We start from the raw sequence: 18716 nt of genomic DNA on the forward strand, positions 1-18716 counted from the left end.
GTCATTGCTCCTCAGGAACGGGTCGGGGCGGCTGATCAAGGGCACATAGCAGTTCGCGCACGCACTCGTCAGCCAGGCGCTGTGCGCGATTGGCCGGGATGGCTTCGTCGATGTAGGTAAAGTTCCAGAACAGCCGACCGTGGCTGCTGTTGATCGTGGCAACGAAATAGCCGTTAACTGAGATACCTGTCAGGAACTGCGCCTGGGATACTTCCCAGTTGCCTATGCGGTCTACAAACGGATAGCGCCCTATGTTCGATGAACACAGGTTTATGGGCCCCTCAGCCTCCATGAACGCCATGAACGGACGAGCGAGCTCCATTGACAGCGGTGCCGCAGCGACTACCAGTGTTACCAGGTTAAAGTGATGGCCCTTCTGCTTGCGTTGTTTGAGGTCGGTGGTAAGGGCACGGGCCAAGTCCCAAAACGGCAAAGCGGCGTCGACCACCGATGGAACAGTAGCGACGTAAGTGCCTACCTCATCGTTACGTACGGCAGGTTGCAATTCACTTCGGAAGTCGATGGGTGAGCCAACCGTAAAGAAGCCCGGCTGCGCATCTGCGTCGCGTGCGGCAGCCAACACCAAGGCGGCGGTAAGTGCACCGTGCACCGTGGTGTCTTGCACCCGGGAGGCGCGCATGAGGGCCTCAAGTTGCTGCTCATCCAGTTCTCGATGCAATAAACGAGTGCGCCGTGCGTCGAGCGCAACCGCAAAGCTGGGTTCGACACGGCCAGGTCGACACCGAGCCATCAATGCCTGGTCGCTTGCGGTCTGCACAGCGAGGCTCTGCTCCGCTGGCTCGCCGGCATACTGTGCGGGCCGCAAGTCTTCCGCCGGAGCCAACACCCGCGCCGTCCAACGCGGAGCTTGGGGATCGGCCGCCAGCACCAGCCATTGTTCGGACAGCGACAACACGGTCGTGCCATCGGCGATGATATGCGGCACCACCACCAGTAGGTCATGCACGTTATTGGCACCACTGACCAGCACCGCGCGGATCAGTGGCCCATTGTTCGGGTCGACTCGCTCCACCAGTTCACGAGCATTGACTTCATCCACCCACTGCTCATCATGCTCACCGCGCACAGTGCGCAAGGGGATGGGCTGTTCACAGGGCGACCATCGAGGATTGAGGCCATTATCATGCTCGATCCTTACACGCAGCAGCGGATGGCGAGCTTGCAACTCATCCAGGCCGCGGCGCAAATCGTCAAGCTCTACATCTCCACGGACACGTACCCGGGATATCACGTTCAGCACCGAGAACTGATCACACAGCCAGTACCAACGCTCCACTGCAGAAAGCGGACGATTAACCTGTGTCATTACTCGACCCCCGGGAATGTCAGCGCCAGCTCGTTTTGACGCGTGAAGGTGCTCTCTGGAGCAAATCGAAAGTAGACGTCGCGAGCGAAGGTGCGCAGTGGATGTTCCAGTTGCTCCACGCAACTCAGCGCCCGTGAGCTTTCGACCATGGCTCGGGCACGATCGCGTCGACGATCTTCATAGGTGCGCAGGGCCACCTGGGAATCGTCGATAGTGCTCAGGCAGTGGGCAAGGACCGCGCCGTCCTCAATGGCAATTGCAGCACCCTGACCCAGGCTTGTGAGCATCGGATGCGCGGCGTCGCCTAGCAGTGTTACGGGCCCGGCGCCCCATCGCTCGAGAAATGGACGGTCCTGAGCCGGCAGGCTGGTGATCGTGTGATCTGCAGTGGCGCTGATCACGGCTTGCACCTCGTCGGCCCAACCTGCGTATAACTGCTGGATTCCGGCTTTGCCACGGCACCAGTTCTGAGCCTGCTCGGCAGGCATGTTCTTGGTCCCCCACCAATAAACATTGCCGCCGCCGATGTCAGCCAGGCCAAAGCGTTGCCCACGCCCCCAATAGTGCGCCACATACCCTTGGGTAACCTTGGGGTGGCTGAATGCAAGCGTGGCGCGCCAGATAATGTAGTGCCAGTCGGTTGGCCGCTCTGGACCAGCAAGTGTGGCGCGTATAGCCGAGTTGAAACCATCGGCGCCAATCAAGATATCGGCGTATACCTCTCGCCCATCGCTGAAGGTCACGACAGCGCCGTCTCCTTCTTCGACATAGCCTGTGGCAGTCACGCCCAACTCGATCTTGCAGTCTGACACTTGCTCAAGCAGTGCCTGTTGCAGGCTGGCCCGATGGATTGCCAGGTTGGGTTGGCCGAGCTGGCGCGACATGCTGCCGAAATCAATCGACCTGATCGGTCGACCGCGTCGTGTGAGAAATCGCAACGACTCGAATGGCTGAGCCTCCTTGAAGTCCGGTTTCACCCCAAGCCTGGCAAGCGCTGTGAGCGCGTTGGGCATTAGCGACAAGGCGGAGCCCACCGCGCGTAATTCCTTGGCGCGCTCATATAGCTCAATATCAAAGTTTGCCTTGCTCAGGCAGGCAGCCGCCGCCAGCCCGCCGATCCCGGCGCCTATGATCACGACTTTCTTACGTTGGCGGGTCATGGTTGATTACCGTCAGAGTGCGTGGAAGGGAGAAGCAACCCGGTGATCGCCGCAGCCACAGACGCCACATACGGCTCCTTCATGAGCAGCAGGTGGTCACCCGGTACATCGATGACCGTGAGGTTGCCGGTGGTCCAATGCCGCCATCCATTGCTCGGCTCGTTGTAGTGCGTACCCGCCGCGTCGTGCATAGGCTTGAGGGAAGCCGGCAAGGGGCCGTCAGCGCGCAGCAACGCGAAGTTGCAGTCGGTCACTGGCGGGCGATACTCCATCAGCGCACGCCAGTTCGCCCGAAACAGGTCGTACAAGCGCCGTACCGTGGCCCGCGGCGTACCCTCAGGCAGCACGCCGTGACTGATGGCTGCCTCGACGATGTGGTCCAACTTCTCGTCCAGGCTCAGTTCAGCCGGCAGCGGATCGACTTTCTCGTGGCTTCGTTCAAACCAGACCAGCTCCCAATAGAAGAACTGCAGCAAGGCATCATCGGTTGCGCCCATGAAGCGATCGCGATCAATGGTGATCGAGTCCAGTACGATCACTTGCTCAACTGAATGAGGATCGAGCGCTCGCAGCTGGCGAGCCATCTCATAGACGACGAATCCGCCAAATGACCAGCCCGCCAGCACATACGGGCCCTGCGGTTGCACGCGCCGGACCGCGACCAGATATTGCGTCGCCATTTCCTCGATGCTCTGCAGTGGTGTGCTGCCCTGGCCGCTGCCTGCCGCTTGCAAGGCATACACAGGCATCTCGGCTGGAAGAGCGCGGGCCAGTGGCAAGTAGCACAAGACATGCCCGCCCAGGGGATGAACCAGGAACAAAGGTGTACGGCTGCCGCTGGTCCTGATGGGCACTAGAGGATCAAACGCCAGCACAGCGTTGCGCCCCCGCAGCCTTTCGGCCAAGCCGGCAATGGTAGGTGCTTCGATCAGGGCAGCAATTGGGACATCGATACCGAATCGTTTTTCTAGAGTCAGCACTAACCGCATTGCGGTCAACGAAGTGCCACCCAGTTCGAAGAAGTCGTCACGAATGCCGATCTCCGGCACATCCAGCAACTCGGACAAAAGCTCGGCTATCGTGCGTTCATATTCATCACGAGGCGCTTCGTACTCCACCAATGCGGCTTGTGCCAGTGGTATAGCCCGCAGTGCTGCGTCGTCGCGTTTGCCGCTGGGCGTCAGCGAGAAGCTATCCACCCAGACGAAAAACGAGGGGACCATAAAGTCCGGCAGCTCCGCTCGCAGCGCCTTTTTCAAATCACTCATGTCGACCTGGCTCTGCTCACCACTCAAGAACGCAGCAAGGAATGCATCGGTGCCATCCCGATCTCTGGCTACCACGGCAACACCCTTAAGGCCCGGCTGGTGTTCAGCCTGTCGCATGATTGCGAGTTCCACCTCGACCGGCTCGATACGGAAGCCACGTACTTTGACCTGCGTATCAGCCCGGCCGAGCCATACCACGTCGCCGTTACTCAGGACCCGGCCAAGGTCACCGGTGCGGTAAAGCTTGGCATCCGCACGCCAGGGGTGCGGTATAAAACGCTCATCGGTGAGCTCAGGGGCGCGATGATAACCACGGGCCAGGCACTCACCGCCCACGTATATTTCACCGGTAACACCCACGGGTACCGGCCGCATGCTAGCGTCGAGGAGCTGGATCTCGACGCCATCCAACGGCTGGCCAATGGGCGGCAGGGCGGGAAACGTCGCCGGATCCCCGGTCAACGAATGGAACGTCACCTGATGGGTCTCAGTCGGTCCATACTGGTTCTCCAGCAACAGATCCGGCATCGCCCTGCAGAATTCCCGTATGTCCTCGGTGATACGCAACTGCTCGCCGGACGACACCACCACCTGAAGGGCACGTGGCCGCAGGCCAAGGGTATTGGATGCCTCGGCCAGCCGTTGCAACGCAACGTAGGGCAACAAGGCTCGCTGGACGTGATGGTGATCAAGCAAACGCAACAGCGCGCCAGGATCAAGCCGCTCTTCATTGGAGACCAGACGCAGTTCCCCCCCGCCACACAAGGTGGAGAAAATCTCCTGAAAAGACATGTCAAAACTCAAGGGGGCGAACTGCAACGTGCGCAGCCCCGGCCTGCCACTGGGAACTCGCAGCTGCCATTGCGTGTAGTTGGCCCACATCCTGTGAGGCAGTTCCACGCCCTTTGGCCGACCGGTGGAACCAGAGGTAAACAGCAGCATGGCCAGGTCGTCCAGGCCTGGGGCGGCGTAGGTTTGAGTGACAATAGGCGCTACCACCTCCTCGGCTTGCAGGACAATGTCGCTGGCTGCGACGCCGGCATGTTGCGGATGAGCAACAACTCTGAATGGCTGTGCGGTCTCAAGAATCAACGCAAGGCGATGGGCGGGATAACTCACATCCAACGGTACACAGATCAACCCGGCCCGCAGAATCCCCCAGATCACCGCGATCATCTCCGGCGACCGGTTCATCGCTACGCCAATGGCGGCACCGGGATTTGCACCTGTGGCTCTCAAACGAGTGGCCACGTAACGGGATACCTGATCTAGTTCGCGATATGTCCAGTGCTCATCGTTGAATGCCAGCGCACCGCTGTCTGGGGTTGCACGGACCTGGCGCTCGAACTGCGTGACCACATCCACCAGAGGTTCTGGCAGCGAAGTGACACTACGTGGGGGAGCGAGGAACGAGAAGTCCACGGCATCATCGGGGGTATCAACCATCCGGCGCAGCACATCGACAAATGTCACCCCTATCAGGTCCGCCTGCGCACGCGTTACAGCATGTCCATCGGTATCGACCCGCAGGTACATACCATCCCCCACGGGGTTGACGATAGCACTGACGAACAACGAGAAATTTGTCTCTTCCCAGACCTGAAGGTCGCGCAACTCATGCAACGACTCGAGCACATGCAGGTTCACGAAATTGAAGGCGGTATGAAGCACATCGTTTTGCGCTTGCTGAATGGCACTGAGGGGGTAACGGCGATGCGCATAGCCATCGCGCTCCTGACGCACAATCTCATCGACAATCCCAAACCAGGTTCGCCCGGCCGTCAGTGAACAGACCGGCAAAGTATTGAGAAACAAACCGACCATCTGATCAGTGCCAGCCAGGTCCGGCCGGCCATGGGTTACCACACCAGTAACCACCGTGTCCGAGCGCGTGAGCATGTGAAGCGTCAAGCAGTGGGCAGCCAACAACAGTGCCTTCAGCGGCACCGCACGTTGTGCAGCCGTAGTTTTGACCTGCGCCAGCAGTTCATCCGGCAAGGCTACCCATTGGCCCATTACCTCCTCTTCACCCCGGATTGGCTCGTGGGCGCGAAACCCATCGAGTCGGGTCATGGGCTTGCCATCAAGCAAACGAGCCCAATAATCCGCAGTGTCCTTGGTGGCCAGCGCGTTCCGTTCCTCGCGCACAAAACTGGCCAGTGCGGGGGCGATATCGGCAGTCATTGGCTGGCCACGGTAAGCGGCCACCCACGCGGCAATCATCGTGGCCACGCTCCACCCATCCAGGATCGCGTGATGAAAACTGAACACCAACTCCAGCCCTGTCTCGCGGATGAACCCCGTGAACAGGTACAACGTCGGTTGGTTAACCACGTATCGGTGAAACCGGCGCTGATGAATATGCTGGTCGATCTGCGCTTGAGCGCTGTCCTGTCCTCTTAAATCGATAATTTCCAGCTGGCTGGCGGCCTCCCCATGAATGCACTGCATCGGTTCGGTGCACCCGATCAGGTCGAACGACGAACGCAGTGCGGGGAAACGCTGCACGACGGTGTCAACCGCACGTCGAAAGGCTGACTCATCCCACGCCAATTCAAAGCGGTAGCGGAAGACATCGTGGTAGATCGACGATTCGGGCCGCTGGCTGGAATGAAACAGCAAGCCCAGGCTCAGCCTGCTGACCGGGAAGGCATCCTCCAGGCCTTCAAGCCTTGGACGATCAACTTCGCAGACCAGCTCGAAAGGCTCAATGCCCTCGGACTTGACCGGTCGTACCACGTGCTCCGCCAGGCCAGCGATCGTGGGGTTACGCAGCAGGTCGGCTAACTGGAAACTCAAACCTTGACGCTCCGACTCGGCGCGTATGCGCAGCATAAGGATCGAGTCACCGCCCAGGCTGTAGAAGTCGTCATAGATACCAACCTCGGATACTCCCAGGACCTCGCCCCAGACCGTTGCCAATAAAGTTTCGGTCGTCGTCCGGGGCGCAACGCTTACCAGCAAGCGTTGCGGCGAGGGCAAACGGTCACGATCCAGTTTGCCGTTGTTGGTCTGGGGAATCTGATCGAGATACACGAAGAACGCTGGGATCATAAAGTCCGGTATTACCGTCGCGAGTCCGGCGCGTAATACCCCGGCGTCCTGCTCCGTATCTGCCACGTAGTAGGCAACCAGATATGTTCCGCGAGCCTGTGAAGAACAGGCCACTACGGCAGCGCTCCTGACACCTGGCAAGCGCTCTACATGGTCACGGACTTCGTTGGGCTCGACCCGGTTGCCACGGATCTTGACTTGATCATCACTACGGCCCAGATATTCCAGGTTGCCGTCAGCCAACCAACGCGCGAGGTCACCTGTGCGATACAGCCTGGCGCCCGGGTTGAACGGGTCGCAAACGAAGCGTTCTTGCGTCAGTTGCGGCCGGTTCAAATACCCCCGCGCAACGCCGACACCCCCGATGTAGAGCTCACCGGTCGCACCGATAGGTTGCGGCTTGTAGCCCTTGCCCAAGACATACAGTTGAATGTTATCGATGGGCTTCCCGATAGGTACCCGCGGCATGGGATCAATGGGGCACACGAAGTCCGAGACATCGACGGTCGCCTCGGTAGGCCCATAGAGGTTGACCAGGGCGACCGACTCACCAAATATCCGCTTGAAGCGGTTTGCCTGGGCCGGCGCCAGTGCCTCGCCGCTGCAAAACACCCGCCGCAAGCTGAGTGCCTGCTCCCGAGCCAGTACATCGGTTTCCAGCAGATCAAGCAGTACCGACAACATGGACGGCACGAAATGAATCACGGTGACACGGTCGCGTTGTATTGTTTGCAGAACCTCACGAGGATCCTTCTCCGCCCCTGGCGGCAGCAGAGATAAGCGCGCTCCGGAAAAACTCCACCAGAATAGTTCCCAGACGGATACATCAAAGGCTGTCGGCGTCTTCTGCAGCAGTACGTCCTGTTCGCCGATCGGGTACTGGCGTTGCATCCAGCACAAACGGTTCACGACTGCGCGATGCTCTACCATCACCCCTTTTGGGGTGCCGGTGGAACCGGAGGTGTAAATCACGTAGGCCAAATTTGTGGGAGTTGCCACTGGCAACAATATGGATTCGTCTGACGCGAGTGGCATCTTTGCCATTTGTAGGACGGTACAGAGCGTCGTAGGAAGGGCAAGATCCACTACCAGTGCGACCTTGGCACCGCAATCTTCCAGGATCAGTTCTATTCGATCGAGTGGGTACTTCGGGTCGATGGGCACGTAGGCCGCCCCAGCCAGCTGGATGCCGAGGATAGCGGGCAACAGGTAGCGACCACGCTCAATCATTACTGCGACCCGGTCATCGGGCCCTACACCATGGGCCCGAAGCGCGTTGGCTACAGCCGATGCTTGGCAATGCAACTCGGCGTTGCTTACACAACTGCCATCCGAGTGAATTAGGGCTGTCTGTTGCGGCGCTCGTGCCACCTGTGCGGCAAACAATTCGGGTAATGTGGTGTCGCTGGGAAACGCAATGGTGGTGTTGTTGCGCGCATAAACCAAGTCGTTGTATTCGCGGGCCGATAGCAGTTCAAGGTCCTCCGCCCGCTGGTCGCCCCCCGCCACCAGCGCACGCAGAAGCGTCTCGATATGCTTCGCGGCCGCTTCCATCGTGAAGTCTTCATCAAAAACATCACAGGCGTATTCGAAGTCCACCTGCACATCGCTGTAGTCATCGAACTCCGACACCCATATCGCCAGTGCATCCTGATCATGAGCATGGGTCTGCGCTACGGTTTCACAGGTTACGCCAGGGATCGAGACGGCCTTCGGCCAGCGCATATAGGAAATGGTGGTGTCGAACAACGGCGCCGAGCCCTTGACTACGTCCCCCAGCGGTACACGCTGATGGCGCAGCAACGTACGAATGCCCTGCCGCAATTGCGCAACAAACTCCTCGATATGCTGGTCTGGAATAATCTCAACGCGCAACGGCAAAGTATTGGCGAAATGCCCAACCATCGCCTTGGCACTGCGGTCAGTACGGTTCAGTACCGGAATCCCGAGCACGACCTCATTGCGCTGGTGCACACGGGCCAGATAAAGCGCGATCGCGGCGCTGAGAAACAGGAACGGGGACTCGCCACGGTCTCTGATGGCTGCCAGCAGCGACCGCTCCAGGGTGATCGCGAAACGAGCGTTACTCCGCGCGCCAGCAGTCAGCTTGCGGCTGAACAGGGCAGGCTCGACCCCGCTCAATACTTGGGAAAAGTAGGCACGATCTTCCCTGTATTGTTCCGATTGCGTGTAGTCGTCGGCTTCAATGAGCGCCAAAAAGGATGTCGCTTGGGTTTGCGTTTCAGTCACCGCATTGGCGGTCAATCTCAGGTATTCATCACGTACCTGACCCATGAAGTACTGCAAACCCCATGCGTCGCAGACAATATGGTGCGCCCGTACATACACATACGTTGAATCACTTGCTCGAAGCAGGAAGAAGTCAGCCAATTGGCCGCCGTCCAGGGCGTAACTGAAGTCAAACGCATTGCGCAACCAGGTCTGGATAGCAGCGTTTGGATCATATTCATGCGTAAGGTCAAGGGTCGTTATCGAGACATCCAACTCGGCGGCGAGCCATTGAAAAGGTTCACCGTTTTCTTCCCCGAGGCGAAGGCCGAAGGCATCGGTGCGTCTGGCAACAGAGGCCATTGCGTGACACAAAGCCTGTTCATCCACTTCGCCAACGAGTCGGTCGTAGCAGAAGAGCGTGTACTGATTGCTTTCGGGGAACTGAGCAGCGGCAACCCAAATGTCGCGCTGATAAGGCGATAACGGCTTACGGATCATCCCTGTATCCTCTTGAAGAAACTCCAAGGCGTGGAAGCACGCAATGCGCCAACATGCCAATCAGGCATTTGGCTCGTCCTCATCCTGAGTACGACTTTACCGGTCAGAAGAGTAGGAAAACTTCCACGTCTTTTGTAAGAACATTTCGAGCGTAGAAGCCATTTTTTGTTTTGCAAGCTTGCTTCGCATATTTTTTTTGAAACTACCCATCGTGACGGAGAGATGCATTTTTATGTTGCACTTTGGCTGCAAACCAGAAGATTCAACGTGAATTTCGTCGGGTCGATGGCTCACCAAGCTTTGAGCACAGTGCTGCCAAAGGCTTTGACTTACATCCGGCCGAACGCCTAAAGTCGCAACGGTTTACGATTCGGGAGCTGCTTATGCTCCTTCGGCCAGAAGGCACGCCCGTGGATATGGCTTGCCTAAAATGGAACTTTGAATAGGTCTGGGAGACGCTATGAACACCGATGAACAAGAGCAGGACAACAAAGAACAACAGGGCGCTGTCAGTGCCAAATTGATGGAGTATGCGATCAAGGCTCGTAAGGTATTCATCACGGGAGTGGTGGATGAGCGGATGGCCAAGGACGTTGTGCAACAACTGCACATTCTTGCGTCCATTAACGATGATCCTATTTACGTCTTCATCAATTCGCCGGGCGGGCATGTTGAGTCGGGCGACATGATCTTCGATGCCATTCGTTTTATTGCCCCGCCGGTGGTCATGATTGGCTCCGGCAGCGTCGCGAGTGCGGGTGCTCTGATTTACGCCGCAGCCAAGAAAGAAAATCGCTACTCGCTTCCGAACACACGGTTTCTGCTGCATCAACCGTCGGGCGGCTTCCAAGGGCCAGCGAGTAACGTCGAGATTTATATGAACGAAATTGTCAGGATGAAAAAACGCTTGGACAAAATCTTCGCCCAAGCCACCGGACAAACGACAGAAAAAATTAGCGCTGACACCGAGCGTGATTTCTGGCTCAATGCCGAGGAAGCATTGGAATACGGATTGGTCAACAGAATCATTGTGTCGGAAAAAGAAATCACCCGACCGACCTCCTGATTGTGCAAAGTGGATTTAGAACAGACACCCCGGAAAAAAAAAGACCAACGCTAAGCGTTGGTCTTTTTTTTAGGTGCATTTTTAAAATGCTCCACGTGGAACATCACTAGTTCAACTTTGGGCAGTCGTTGCCACACTTTCCAACCGATACCCGTACCCATAGATGGTCAACAGCTGCCAACCGCGGTCAGCCGTCAGTCCCAGCTTATTACGCAGACGGTAGATATGCGTATCCAGCGGTCGTGACGAGACCATCTCTTCATGGCTCCAGAATCGCTCATAAAGGTATTCGCGAGACAGCGGTCGGGCCAAATTAGCGAACAGGCAACTGGCCAGGCGATACTCTCGCTCGGTCAGGTTGATAGGTTTGCCTGCGCGGGTGACGGTCAATTCAGCATCGTCGAAGGTCAGATCGTTGAAGCTCTGCACTTCCTGAGTAGCCGACTTCTGCAGGCCATGGCGCCGCAAGACAGCACTGACTCGGGCTTTGAGTTCATTCGGCCGAAAGGGCTTGCTGACGTAATCGTCCGCGCCGCTGTTCAATGCTGTGACTATATCGCTCTCGGCATCACGGCTGGTGAGCATGATGACGGCGGGGGGCGATTCCATGTGTTCGCGAGTCCAGCGCAACAATGCAATGCCCGAGATATCCGGCAGTTGCCAATCAAGTATCAGCAGGTCGAAGGTTTCCCGACGCAGTTGGCGTAGCAGGTCCTCACCGCGCTCAAAGAAATGCAGGGACCAAGGCTGTTCCGCTTGGCTGGGAATCTGTCGCAGTGTCTGTTCCACCCGTCTCAATTCGGCGGGCTCGTCATCCAGTATTGCGACACGCATGTTTGGGTCCTTCCTACAAAAATACAAGAGCTTGAATGGGAGGCACTGCTGCGCAAATGCCGGCCTCTGAATCTGAATAATTATGGACGGATTCTACGCCTCGAGAATCTCTCGATACGCTGATATCAAAGGGCTGTTAATTTGACGCGCTCTCGGTGCTCAAAGGAAAGATACCGGCTCCCGTGTATAAGGAAAAGGCGCGGTGCCGATAGCCTACCTGGTACATCTGTTTGGCAGGCCTACACAAAGCCCTTCGATGAGACCGAAATAAGCTTCACTGGTTTCAGAGCATCGTATGTGCTTCATCGTAACCACCTGAGAGGGAGCCTGGGTCTATGGCAGCTTTACCTGCAAACCATCTTCGCTTTGGTCTAAATGCGGCGGTAGCCCTGTGAAACTATGGCGCAAAGCCGAAAAACGCCAACCTACCCGAGCACAGCTGTTGTTTCATGGGCTGGTGCGGGAATGGCTGCTGATCGGCTTGGTACTGCTGCCCTTCACCGTATACTTGTCCCTGAGCCCAGGCTTGGCCCTCAATAACCCCCTCTACGATAGCTTGCGTCGGCTGGCACCTTTGCCGGTAGATCCACGGATCCTGCTGGTGACCATTGACGCCCCCAGCCTTGAAGCACTCGGCCCATGGCCTTGGCCGCGTAGCGTGCATGCCGACCTGATCGGACGCCTGAGTGCCGCTCAGCCTGCGGCCATTCTGTTTGATGTCATTTTCAGTGAGCCCGGCAAAGACGCCGATGGCCAGCGATTGGCCGATGCCGTGTGTGAAGCCGGGAATGTATTGCTGCCTACCATCGGTGATAGCAGCGGGAGCCCGAGCCCGTCGCAAGAGCCGTTATCGCCATTGCTCAAATGCGCCAAGGGTGTCGGGCATATCAACGTCGAGGCGGATAACGACGGTGTGGTGCGCAGTGTGTATCTGCGCGAAGGCCCCCCCGGAAGTACGCTTCCACAATTGGCCTGGCTGGCATTCACGCTGAGTGGGCAAGCCCCGACCATGCCTGGATTTTCCCAAGCGCCCGGCAATGTGCGATGGCACCAGGAGCATGAGATTCGTGTTCCATTCACCTCCGAGGCGGAGCACTTTCCCAGCGTCTCCTATGTCAGCGTGTTACGCGGTGAAGTACCTCCAGAGTCGCTGCGTGGCCGGCTGATTCTGATAGGTGCCACAGCCTACGGAATGGCTGATCGTTTCGTCACACCGCTCTCCTCCACCGTTGGTACTACAGCAGGTGTGGAGATCCAAGCCGACGTGCTCAATGGCTTATTGCAGGGCCGCAGCATTGTCGACTTGCCCGGATGGCTGGCAGCGTTGTTGGCAACATCATTGGTAACGCTGCTGCTGGGTCTTTTGCTTTATCGCCCACGTTACGCCCTGTGGATGACGTTGGCAGGCATGGCCGCCGCGTTGCTGGGGTCGTGGGCCTTGTTACGCCTGGGACACTGGTGGTCCCCTGCGGCTTGCTTGATTGGTTTGTTGCTCAGTTATCTGATCTGGAACTGGCGACGCTTGAGCGTGATCCTCGCCTACTTTGGCTGGGAATTGGCCCGCCTGGATAACGAACCGAAGGTGCTTCCTGAACGTCGCCGTGCGCCTGCCAGTAAGGGCGACGTACTGCAGGGAAGGATCTTTGCCCTTGAGCAAGCCGTCAGCCGCACGCGAGATACACGGCGCTTTATGGCCGACGGACTCGAATGCCTGCCGGTCGCGACGCTGATCACCGACCCCCAGGGCAATATTCTGTTGGCCAACCGTGTGGCCCGTGACGTATTCGGCAATGACCTGGTCGGCGAAAACCTCGTCGAACAACTCGCCGATTTGGGGTATCCCCCGCTGCACAACGGCGTACGCCCTGCCCTGTCAGCGTTGGAACTGGTGGAGTTCCGCGACATCCACCAACGTAGTCTGCGCATGGAGCTTGCACCTTTGCTTCCCGCCGAAGGTGATTTTGCCCTCGGCTGGTTGCTGAGCCTGACGGATCTAAGCAAAGAGCGCGAAGCCCAGCAGCATCGCGAGACCATGTTGCGTTTCCTTTCCCATGACCTGCGTGCACCACATTCGGCAATCCTCGCCCTGCTGGACGTGCATAACGGCGAATCTCCTGTCTTTGCCCAGATAGAGCAGCAGGTCCGCCGGGCCTTGAGCCTTACCGAATCCTTTGTGCAATTGGCCAAGGCTGAGGCTGACGGTTATCAGTTCCAACCGACCTTGTTCGCCATGCTGGTGATGGACGCCTTTGATCAAGTGGCAGTGATTGCACAACTCAAGGGCATCCATTTGGTCCACGACTTGGATGAAGCCGACGAGGCCATGGTCTACGCCGACCAATCACTGCTCACCCGGGCGTTGTTCAATGTTCTGGAGAACGCGATCAAATATTCGCCATCTGGTACTACCGTGAGACTCAAGCATGCCAGCGAGCAGGGTTGGTTGGAGTGCCGTATCAGCGACCAGGGGCCAGGAATTGCTCCTAAGGATTTACCGGAGCTGTTCAGTCAATACCGGCGCTTCGATTCCGCCCAAGGCAGCGACGGTCTCGGACTGGGTCTGACGATGGTTAAAGCCGTCATAGAACGACACGGCGGGCGCATCACTTGTGAAAGTGAGCTGGGCAAAGGCTCAACATTCATATTGCAACTGCCCCAATTGGACGACTGAAAAGCACCCTTTTCTGTTGTGCATAAAAAACCGGTCACAAGGACCGATTTTTTTATGAAGAAAAAACTTATGCACGTTTTTCCTGGTTTTATGAGGTCCAGAAATATGCAATCAAATCAGCTGCTTATCGAGTAAAACAGTCAATTCGCCAACAAAGCGTACACAGCTTATCCACAGATGCTCAAACCACTGGTGTCTCTACCACTATGGGTTCAGGAGGCAAGGAGCCCATGGCCCTCTGTTGCGCTTCATTCCAAGCCGCTGCGCGGTCGTTCAGTGCGGCAATGGCGCGTGGCCCTTCGCCTTCTGCGTACATCGGTTCGCCGATTACCACGGTGATGGTTCCTGCGCGTTTGGCCCAGCCGGTCTTGGGCCAGAACTTGCCGGCGTTATGCGCAATCGGCAACACAGGCAAGTTGGCATTGACCGCCAGTGCGGTACCGCCACGTGAGAACTTGCCCACAGTACCGTAGGGCACCCGTGTGCCTTCCGGGAAAATCAGTACCCACACGCCATCCTTGAGCAGTTCATCACCTTTCTTGGCGACATGCTTGAGCGCTGCCTTGGGGTTGTCGCGGTCGATGGCGATCGGCCGGAGCATAGCCATGGCCCAGCCGAAGAACGGTACATACAGCAGCTCGCGCTTGAGCACCTGGCTCAGTGGCGAGAAATAGGCCGAGAGGAAGAACGTCTCCCAGGTGCTCTGGTGGTTCGACAGAATCACACAGGGCTGCTCCGGGACGTTTTCAGCGCCCTTGATCTCGAAACGGATATTGAGGAATACCTTACTCAGCCACAACGCGCAGCGGCACCAATAAACGTTGATGAAACGATAGCGTGCCTTGAAAGGCAGGAACGGTGCGATAAAAAAGCTCAGGGTGCACCAGAGAAACGAACTGGTGCCCAGCAGCAGGTAAAAGAAAAAGGTTCTGATGGCCTGCAAGATCGACATGGCGGCATTTACCGTTGCGGGACACGGCCCGCCTGTTAAAAGCGCACTCCCGAACAATCCTTGGTCAGGAAGTCGAGGGCGGCTAGTTGTTGATAAGTTCTGCGGCAACGGCCGCCAGATCGTCAAAAATCAAGGTGCCTACCGGCAGGTTTTTCACCTGGGTCTTCTCGCCCTTTCCGGTCTTAACCAAAACTGGCTGAGAGTCGACGGCCTTGGCCGCCTCCAGGTCACCGAGGCTGTCCCCGACGAACCATATCCCAGCTAACGGCACCTTGTAATGTTCTGCAATAATTTTCAACATGCCAGGCTTGGGCTTGCGGCAATCGCAGCCCTCATCCGGCCCGTGGGGGCAGTACACCACCAGCCCTACCTCGCCCCCCTGCTCAGCCACCAACCTGCGCATACGCGCATGCATGGCCTCCAGGGTAGGAATGTTGTAGTAACCACGGGCGATGCCGGACTGGTTGGTGGCAATGGCCACCGTCCAGCCGGCTTTGCTCAACTGCGCGATGGCCTCGATCGAGCCGGGCAGTGGGATCCACTCATCCACCGACTTGATGTAAGCGTCGGAGTCGTAGTTGATCACCCCGTCCCGATCGAGAATCAGCAGTTTCAACATGATCAGCCCAGTACGGAAATGTCAGCGATATTGATGAACAGGCCACGCAGGCGCGCGAGCATGGCGTAGCGGTTTTTCCGCACGCCGGCATCGTCGGCATTGATCATCACTGCTTCGAAGAACGCATCCACCGGCTCACGCAACGACGCCAGGCGTGCCAACGCTTGCGCGTAGTTACGCTCGGCGATCAGCGGCTTCACGGCGTTTTCGGCCTTGGCAATGGCCGAGTTCAGCGAGAACTCCTTGGCATCGGCAAACAGGCCAGGGTCGACTTCGGCATTGCCGAGGTTGTCGGCCTTGCTCAGCAGGTTCGACACGCGCTTGTTCACGGCGGCCAGGGCATCAGCTTCCGGCAGCTTGCGGAATGCCTGTACGGCTTGTACACGCTGGTCGAAGTCCAGGGCCGAACCCGGTTGCAAGGCACGCACCGACAGGTAGACGGAAACGTCCACGCCTTCGTCTTCGTAACGCGCACGCAGGCGGTCGAACACGAACTCCAGCACTTGCTCGGCCAGGCCGGCTTGCTTGACCTTGGCGCCGAACTGGCCGACGGCGAACACCACGGCCTGGGTCAGGTCGAGGTCCAGCTTCTTGTCGATCAGGATGCGCAACACGCCCAAGGCCGCACGACGCAGGGCATAGGGGTCTTTGCTACCGGTGGGCAGCATGCCGATGCCGAAGATGCCAACCAACGTATCCAACTTGTCGGCAATCGCCACTGCCGCACCGGTCAGGGTGGTCGGCAGTTCTGCACCGGCACCGCGCGGCATGTACTGCTCGTTCAGGGCCAGGGCGACTTCTTGCGGCTCACCGTCGTTGAGGGCGTAGTAGTAACCGGCAACGCCTTGCATCTCGGGGAACTCGCCGACCATTTCGGTAGCCAGGTCGCACTTGGACAGCAAGCCGGCACGTGCGGCCCAGGCCGGGTCGCCGCCAATGCGCGGGGCAATGTAGGCCGCCAGTTTGGAAACCCGTGCGGCCTTGTCGTAGACACTGCCGAGTTTTTCCTGGAACACCACGTTCTGCAGGCGCAGGTTGAAGTCTTCGAGCTTCTGCTTCTTGTCTTGCTTGAAGAAGAATTCGGCGTCGGTCAGGCGCGGGCGAACGACTTTTTCGTTACCGGCGATGATCTGCAGCGGGTCCTTGCTTTCGATGTTGGCCACGGTGATAAAACGCGGCAGCAACTTGCCGTCCGCGTCGAGCAGGCAGAAATACTTCTGGTTGTCCTGCATGGTGGTGATCAACGCTTCTTGCGGCACCTCAAGGAAACGCTCTTCGAACGAGCACACCAGCGGCACCGGCCATTCCACCAGGGCGGTCACTTCGTCCAGCAAGCTTGGCGGCACGATGGCGGTGCCTTCCTGCAGGCGCGCCAGCTCTTCGGTGCGCTTGCTGATCAGCTCGCGACGCTCATTGGCATCGGCCAGCACATAAGCAGCGCGCAGGTCGTTGAGGTAGTTGGCCGGTGAGGTGATACGCACGCTTTCTGGATGGTGGAAGCGGTGCCCACGGGAATCACGACCGGCCTTTTGGGCGAGGATGGTGCAGTCGATGACCTGATCGCCGAGCAGCATCACCAGCCATTGGGTCGGACGCACGAACTCTTCCTTGCGCGCACCCCAGCGCATGCGCTTGGGGATGGGCAGGTCGTTCAGGGAGTCTTCAACGATGGTCGGCAACAGGCTGGCGGTCGGCTTGCCGGTGATGACCTGGCTGAAACGCAGTTTCGGACCGCTCTGGTCGATCTCGCTCAGATCTACGCCACATTTCTTGGCAAAGCCAAGGGCGGCCTGGGTCGGGTTGCCTTCGGCATCGAAAGCCGCCTGGCGCGGCGGGCCGTCGAGGTTGATGCTGCGGTCCGGCTGCTGGGTTTCCAGCGCGGTCAGCAGCACTGCCAGGCGACGTGGCGCGGCGTAGACTTTCTTGGCTTCAAACTTCAGGCCGGCGGTCTGCAGGCCTTTTTCGATACCGGCCAGGAACGCATCGGCCAAGGTATTGAGCGCCTTGGGTGGCAGCTCTTCGGTGCCCAGTTCAACCAGGAAATCTTGAGCACTCATTGTGCAGCCTCCAGCTTAGCCAACACTTCATCACGCAAATCCGGGGTTGCCATCGGGAAGCCCAGCTTGGCGCGAGCCAGCAGGTAGGCTTGGGCGACGGAACGCGCCAGGGTGCGTACACGCAGGATGTATTGCTGGCGCGCAGTTACCGAGATGGCACGGCGAGCGTCCAGCAGGTTGAAGGTATGGGACGCCTTCAACACCATTTCATAGCTTGGCAACGGCAGCGGCTGGTCGAGTTCGATCAGGCGCTTGGCTTCGCTTTCATAGAAGTCGAACAGTTCGAACAGCTTGTCGACGTTGGCGTGCTCGAAGTTATAAGTGGACTGCTCCACTTCGTTCTGATGGAACACGTCGCCGTAGGTGACTTTGCCGAACGGGCCGTCAGCCCACACCAGGTCGTAGACCGAATCCACGCCTTGCAGGTACATGGCCAGGCGCTCCAGGCCGTAGGTGATTTCGCCGGTAACCGGGTAGCACTCGATGCCGCCGGCTTGCTGGAAGTAGGTGAACTGCGTCACTTCCATGCCATTGAGCCAGACTTCCCAGCCCAGGCCCCAGGCGCCCAGGGTTGGCGATTCCCAGTTGTCTTCGACAAAACGGATGTCGTGCACCAGTGGGTCCAGGCCGACATGTTTCAGCGAGCCCAGGTACAGTTCCTGGAAATTATCCGGGTTGGGCTTCAATACCACCTGGAACTGGTAGTAGTGCTGCAGACGGTTCGGGTTTTCGCCGTAGCGGCCGTCAGTCGGGCGACGACTGGGCTGCACATAAGCGGCGTTCCAGGTTTCCGGGCCGATGGCCCGCAGGAATGTAGCGGTGTGGAAAGTGCCGGCGCCTACTTCCATATCGTAGGGCTGAAGTACCACACAACCTTGCTCGGCCCAGTATTGCTGGAGGGCGAGGATCAAGTCTTGGAAGGTACGCACGGCTGGCGTAGGCTGGCTCACGAAATTCACCTGTTACTTGGGCTGCGAT

Annotated in this window: 10 protein-coding genes; 2 read left to right on the top strand and 8 right to left on the bottom strand. The window is 58.2% G+C overall.

The features are described 5' to 3' along the window. Nucleotide 1 precedes the first annotated feature (1 nt). The 3 genes from QYQ93_RS00940 to QYQ93_RS00950 are packed head-to-tail and all read right to left on the bottom strand — an operon-like array spanning nucleotide 2 to nucleotide 9539. The gene (locus QYQ93_RS00940) at nucleotides 2–1327 is read right to left on the bottom strand and encodes a condensation domain-containing protein (protein ID WP_043048244.1); all 1326 of its coding nucleotides are present in this window, start codon (nucleotides 1325–1327) and stop codon (nucleotides 2–4) included. Beyond that, complete coding sequence (locus tag QYQ93_RS00945) at nucleotides 1327–2487, bottom strand: FAD-dependent oxidoreductase (RefSeq protein ID WP_043048245.1); 1161 nt, start codon at nucleotides 2485–2487, stop codon at nucleotides 1327–1329. The genes QYQ93_RS00940 and QYQ93_RS00945 overlap by 1 nt, the downstream gene beginning before the upstream one ends. Further along, complete coding sequence (locus QYQ93_RS00950) at nucleotides 2484–9539, bottom strand: amino acid adenylation domain-containing protein (protein WP_338476087.1); 7056 nt, start codon at nucleotides 9537–9539, stop codon at nucleotides 2484–2486. Before QYQ93_RS00950 ends, QYQ93_RS00945 begins: the two co-directional genes overlap by 4 nt. A 460-nt stretch (nucleotides 9540–9999) precedes the next feature. Between QYQ93_RS00950 and QYQ93_RS00955 the strand changes: the two genes are divergently transcribed. Next, on the top strand, nucleotides 10000–10605 hold the full coding sequence (locus tag QYQ93_RS00955) for an ATP-dependent Clp protease proteolytic subunit (protein ID WP_043048248.1): 606 nt from the start codon (nucleotides 10000–10002) through the stop codon (nucleotides 10603–10605). 111 nt (nucleotides 10606–10716) lie between these two features. Here the strand turns inward: QYQ93_RS00955 and QYQ93_RS00960 are convergent, their stop codons facing one another. Next, nucleotides 10717–11439, bottom strand: coding sequence for a response regulator transcription factor (locus QYQ93_RS00960; protein WP_043048249.1), 723 nt, complete (start codon nucleotides 11437–11439; stop codon nucleotides 10717–10719). 391 nt (nucleotides 11440–11830) lie between these two features. Here QYQ93_RS00960 and QYQ93_RS00965 point away from each other — a divergent pair, with 391 nt between their 5' ends. Then, nucleotides 11831–14110 carry a CHASE2 domain-containing protein gene (locus QYQ93_RS00965; protein ID WP_338476088.1) on the top strand — a complete coding sequence of 760 codons (2280 nt, stop codon included), beginning with the start codon at nucleotides 11831–11833 and terminating at the stop codon, nucleotides 14108–14110. Nucleotides 14111–14291: 181 nt separating this feature from the next. On the opposite strand, the gene QYQ93_RS00970 is transcribed toward QYQ93_RS00965, so the two are convergent. From QYQ93_RS00970 to glyQ, 4 genes are all read right to left on the bottom strand, one after another. Continuing rightward, complete coding sequence (locus QYQ93_RS00970; protein ID WP_043048252.1) at nucleotides 14292–15062, bottom strand: lysophospholipid acyltransferase family protein; 771 nt, start codon at nucleotides 15060–15062, stop codon at nucleotides 14292–14294. 82 nt (nucleotides 15063–15144) lie between these two features. Then, a complete protein-coding gene (gene gmhB, locus QYQ93_RS00975) occupies nucleotides 15145–15684 on the bottom strand; it encodes a D-glycero-beta-D-manno-heptose 1,7-bisphosphate 7-phosphatase (RefSeq protein WP_200893568.1) in 540 nt (179 codons plus the stop codon). Further along, complete coding sequence (glyS, locus tag QYQ93_RS00980) at nucleotides 15684–17738, bottom strand: glycine--tRNA ligase subunit beta (RefSeq protein ID WP_338476091.1); 2055 nt, start codon at nucleotides 17736–17738, stop codon at nucleotides 15684–15686. Before glyS ends, gmhB begins: the two co-directional genes overlap by 1 nt. After that, complete coding sequence (glyQ, locus tag QYQ93_RS00985; RefSeq protein WP_003187265.1) at nucleotides 17735–18688, bottom strand: glycine--tRNA ligase subunit alpha; 954 nt, start codon at nucleotides 18686–18688, stop codon at nucleotides 17735–17737. Before glyQ ends, glyS begins: the two co-directional genes overlap by 4 nt. Between the last annotated feature and the right edge of the window lie 28 nt (nucleotides 18689–18716).

It is taken from the genome of Pseudomonas khavaziana (genome assembly GCF_036704165.1).
GTDB lineage: Bacteria > Pseudomonadota > Gammaproteobacteria > Pseudomonadales > Pseudomonadaceae > Aquipseudomonas > Aquipseudomonas khavaziana.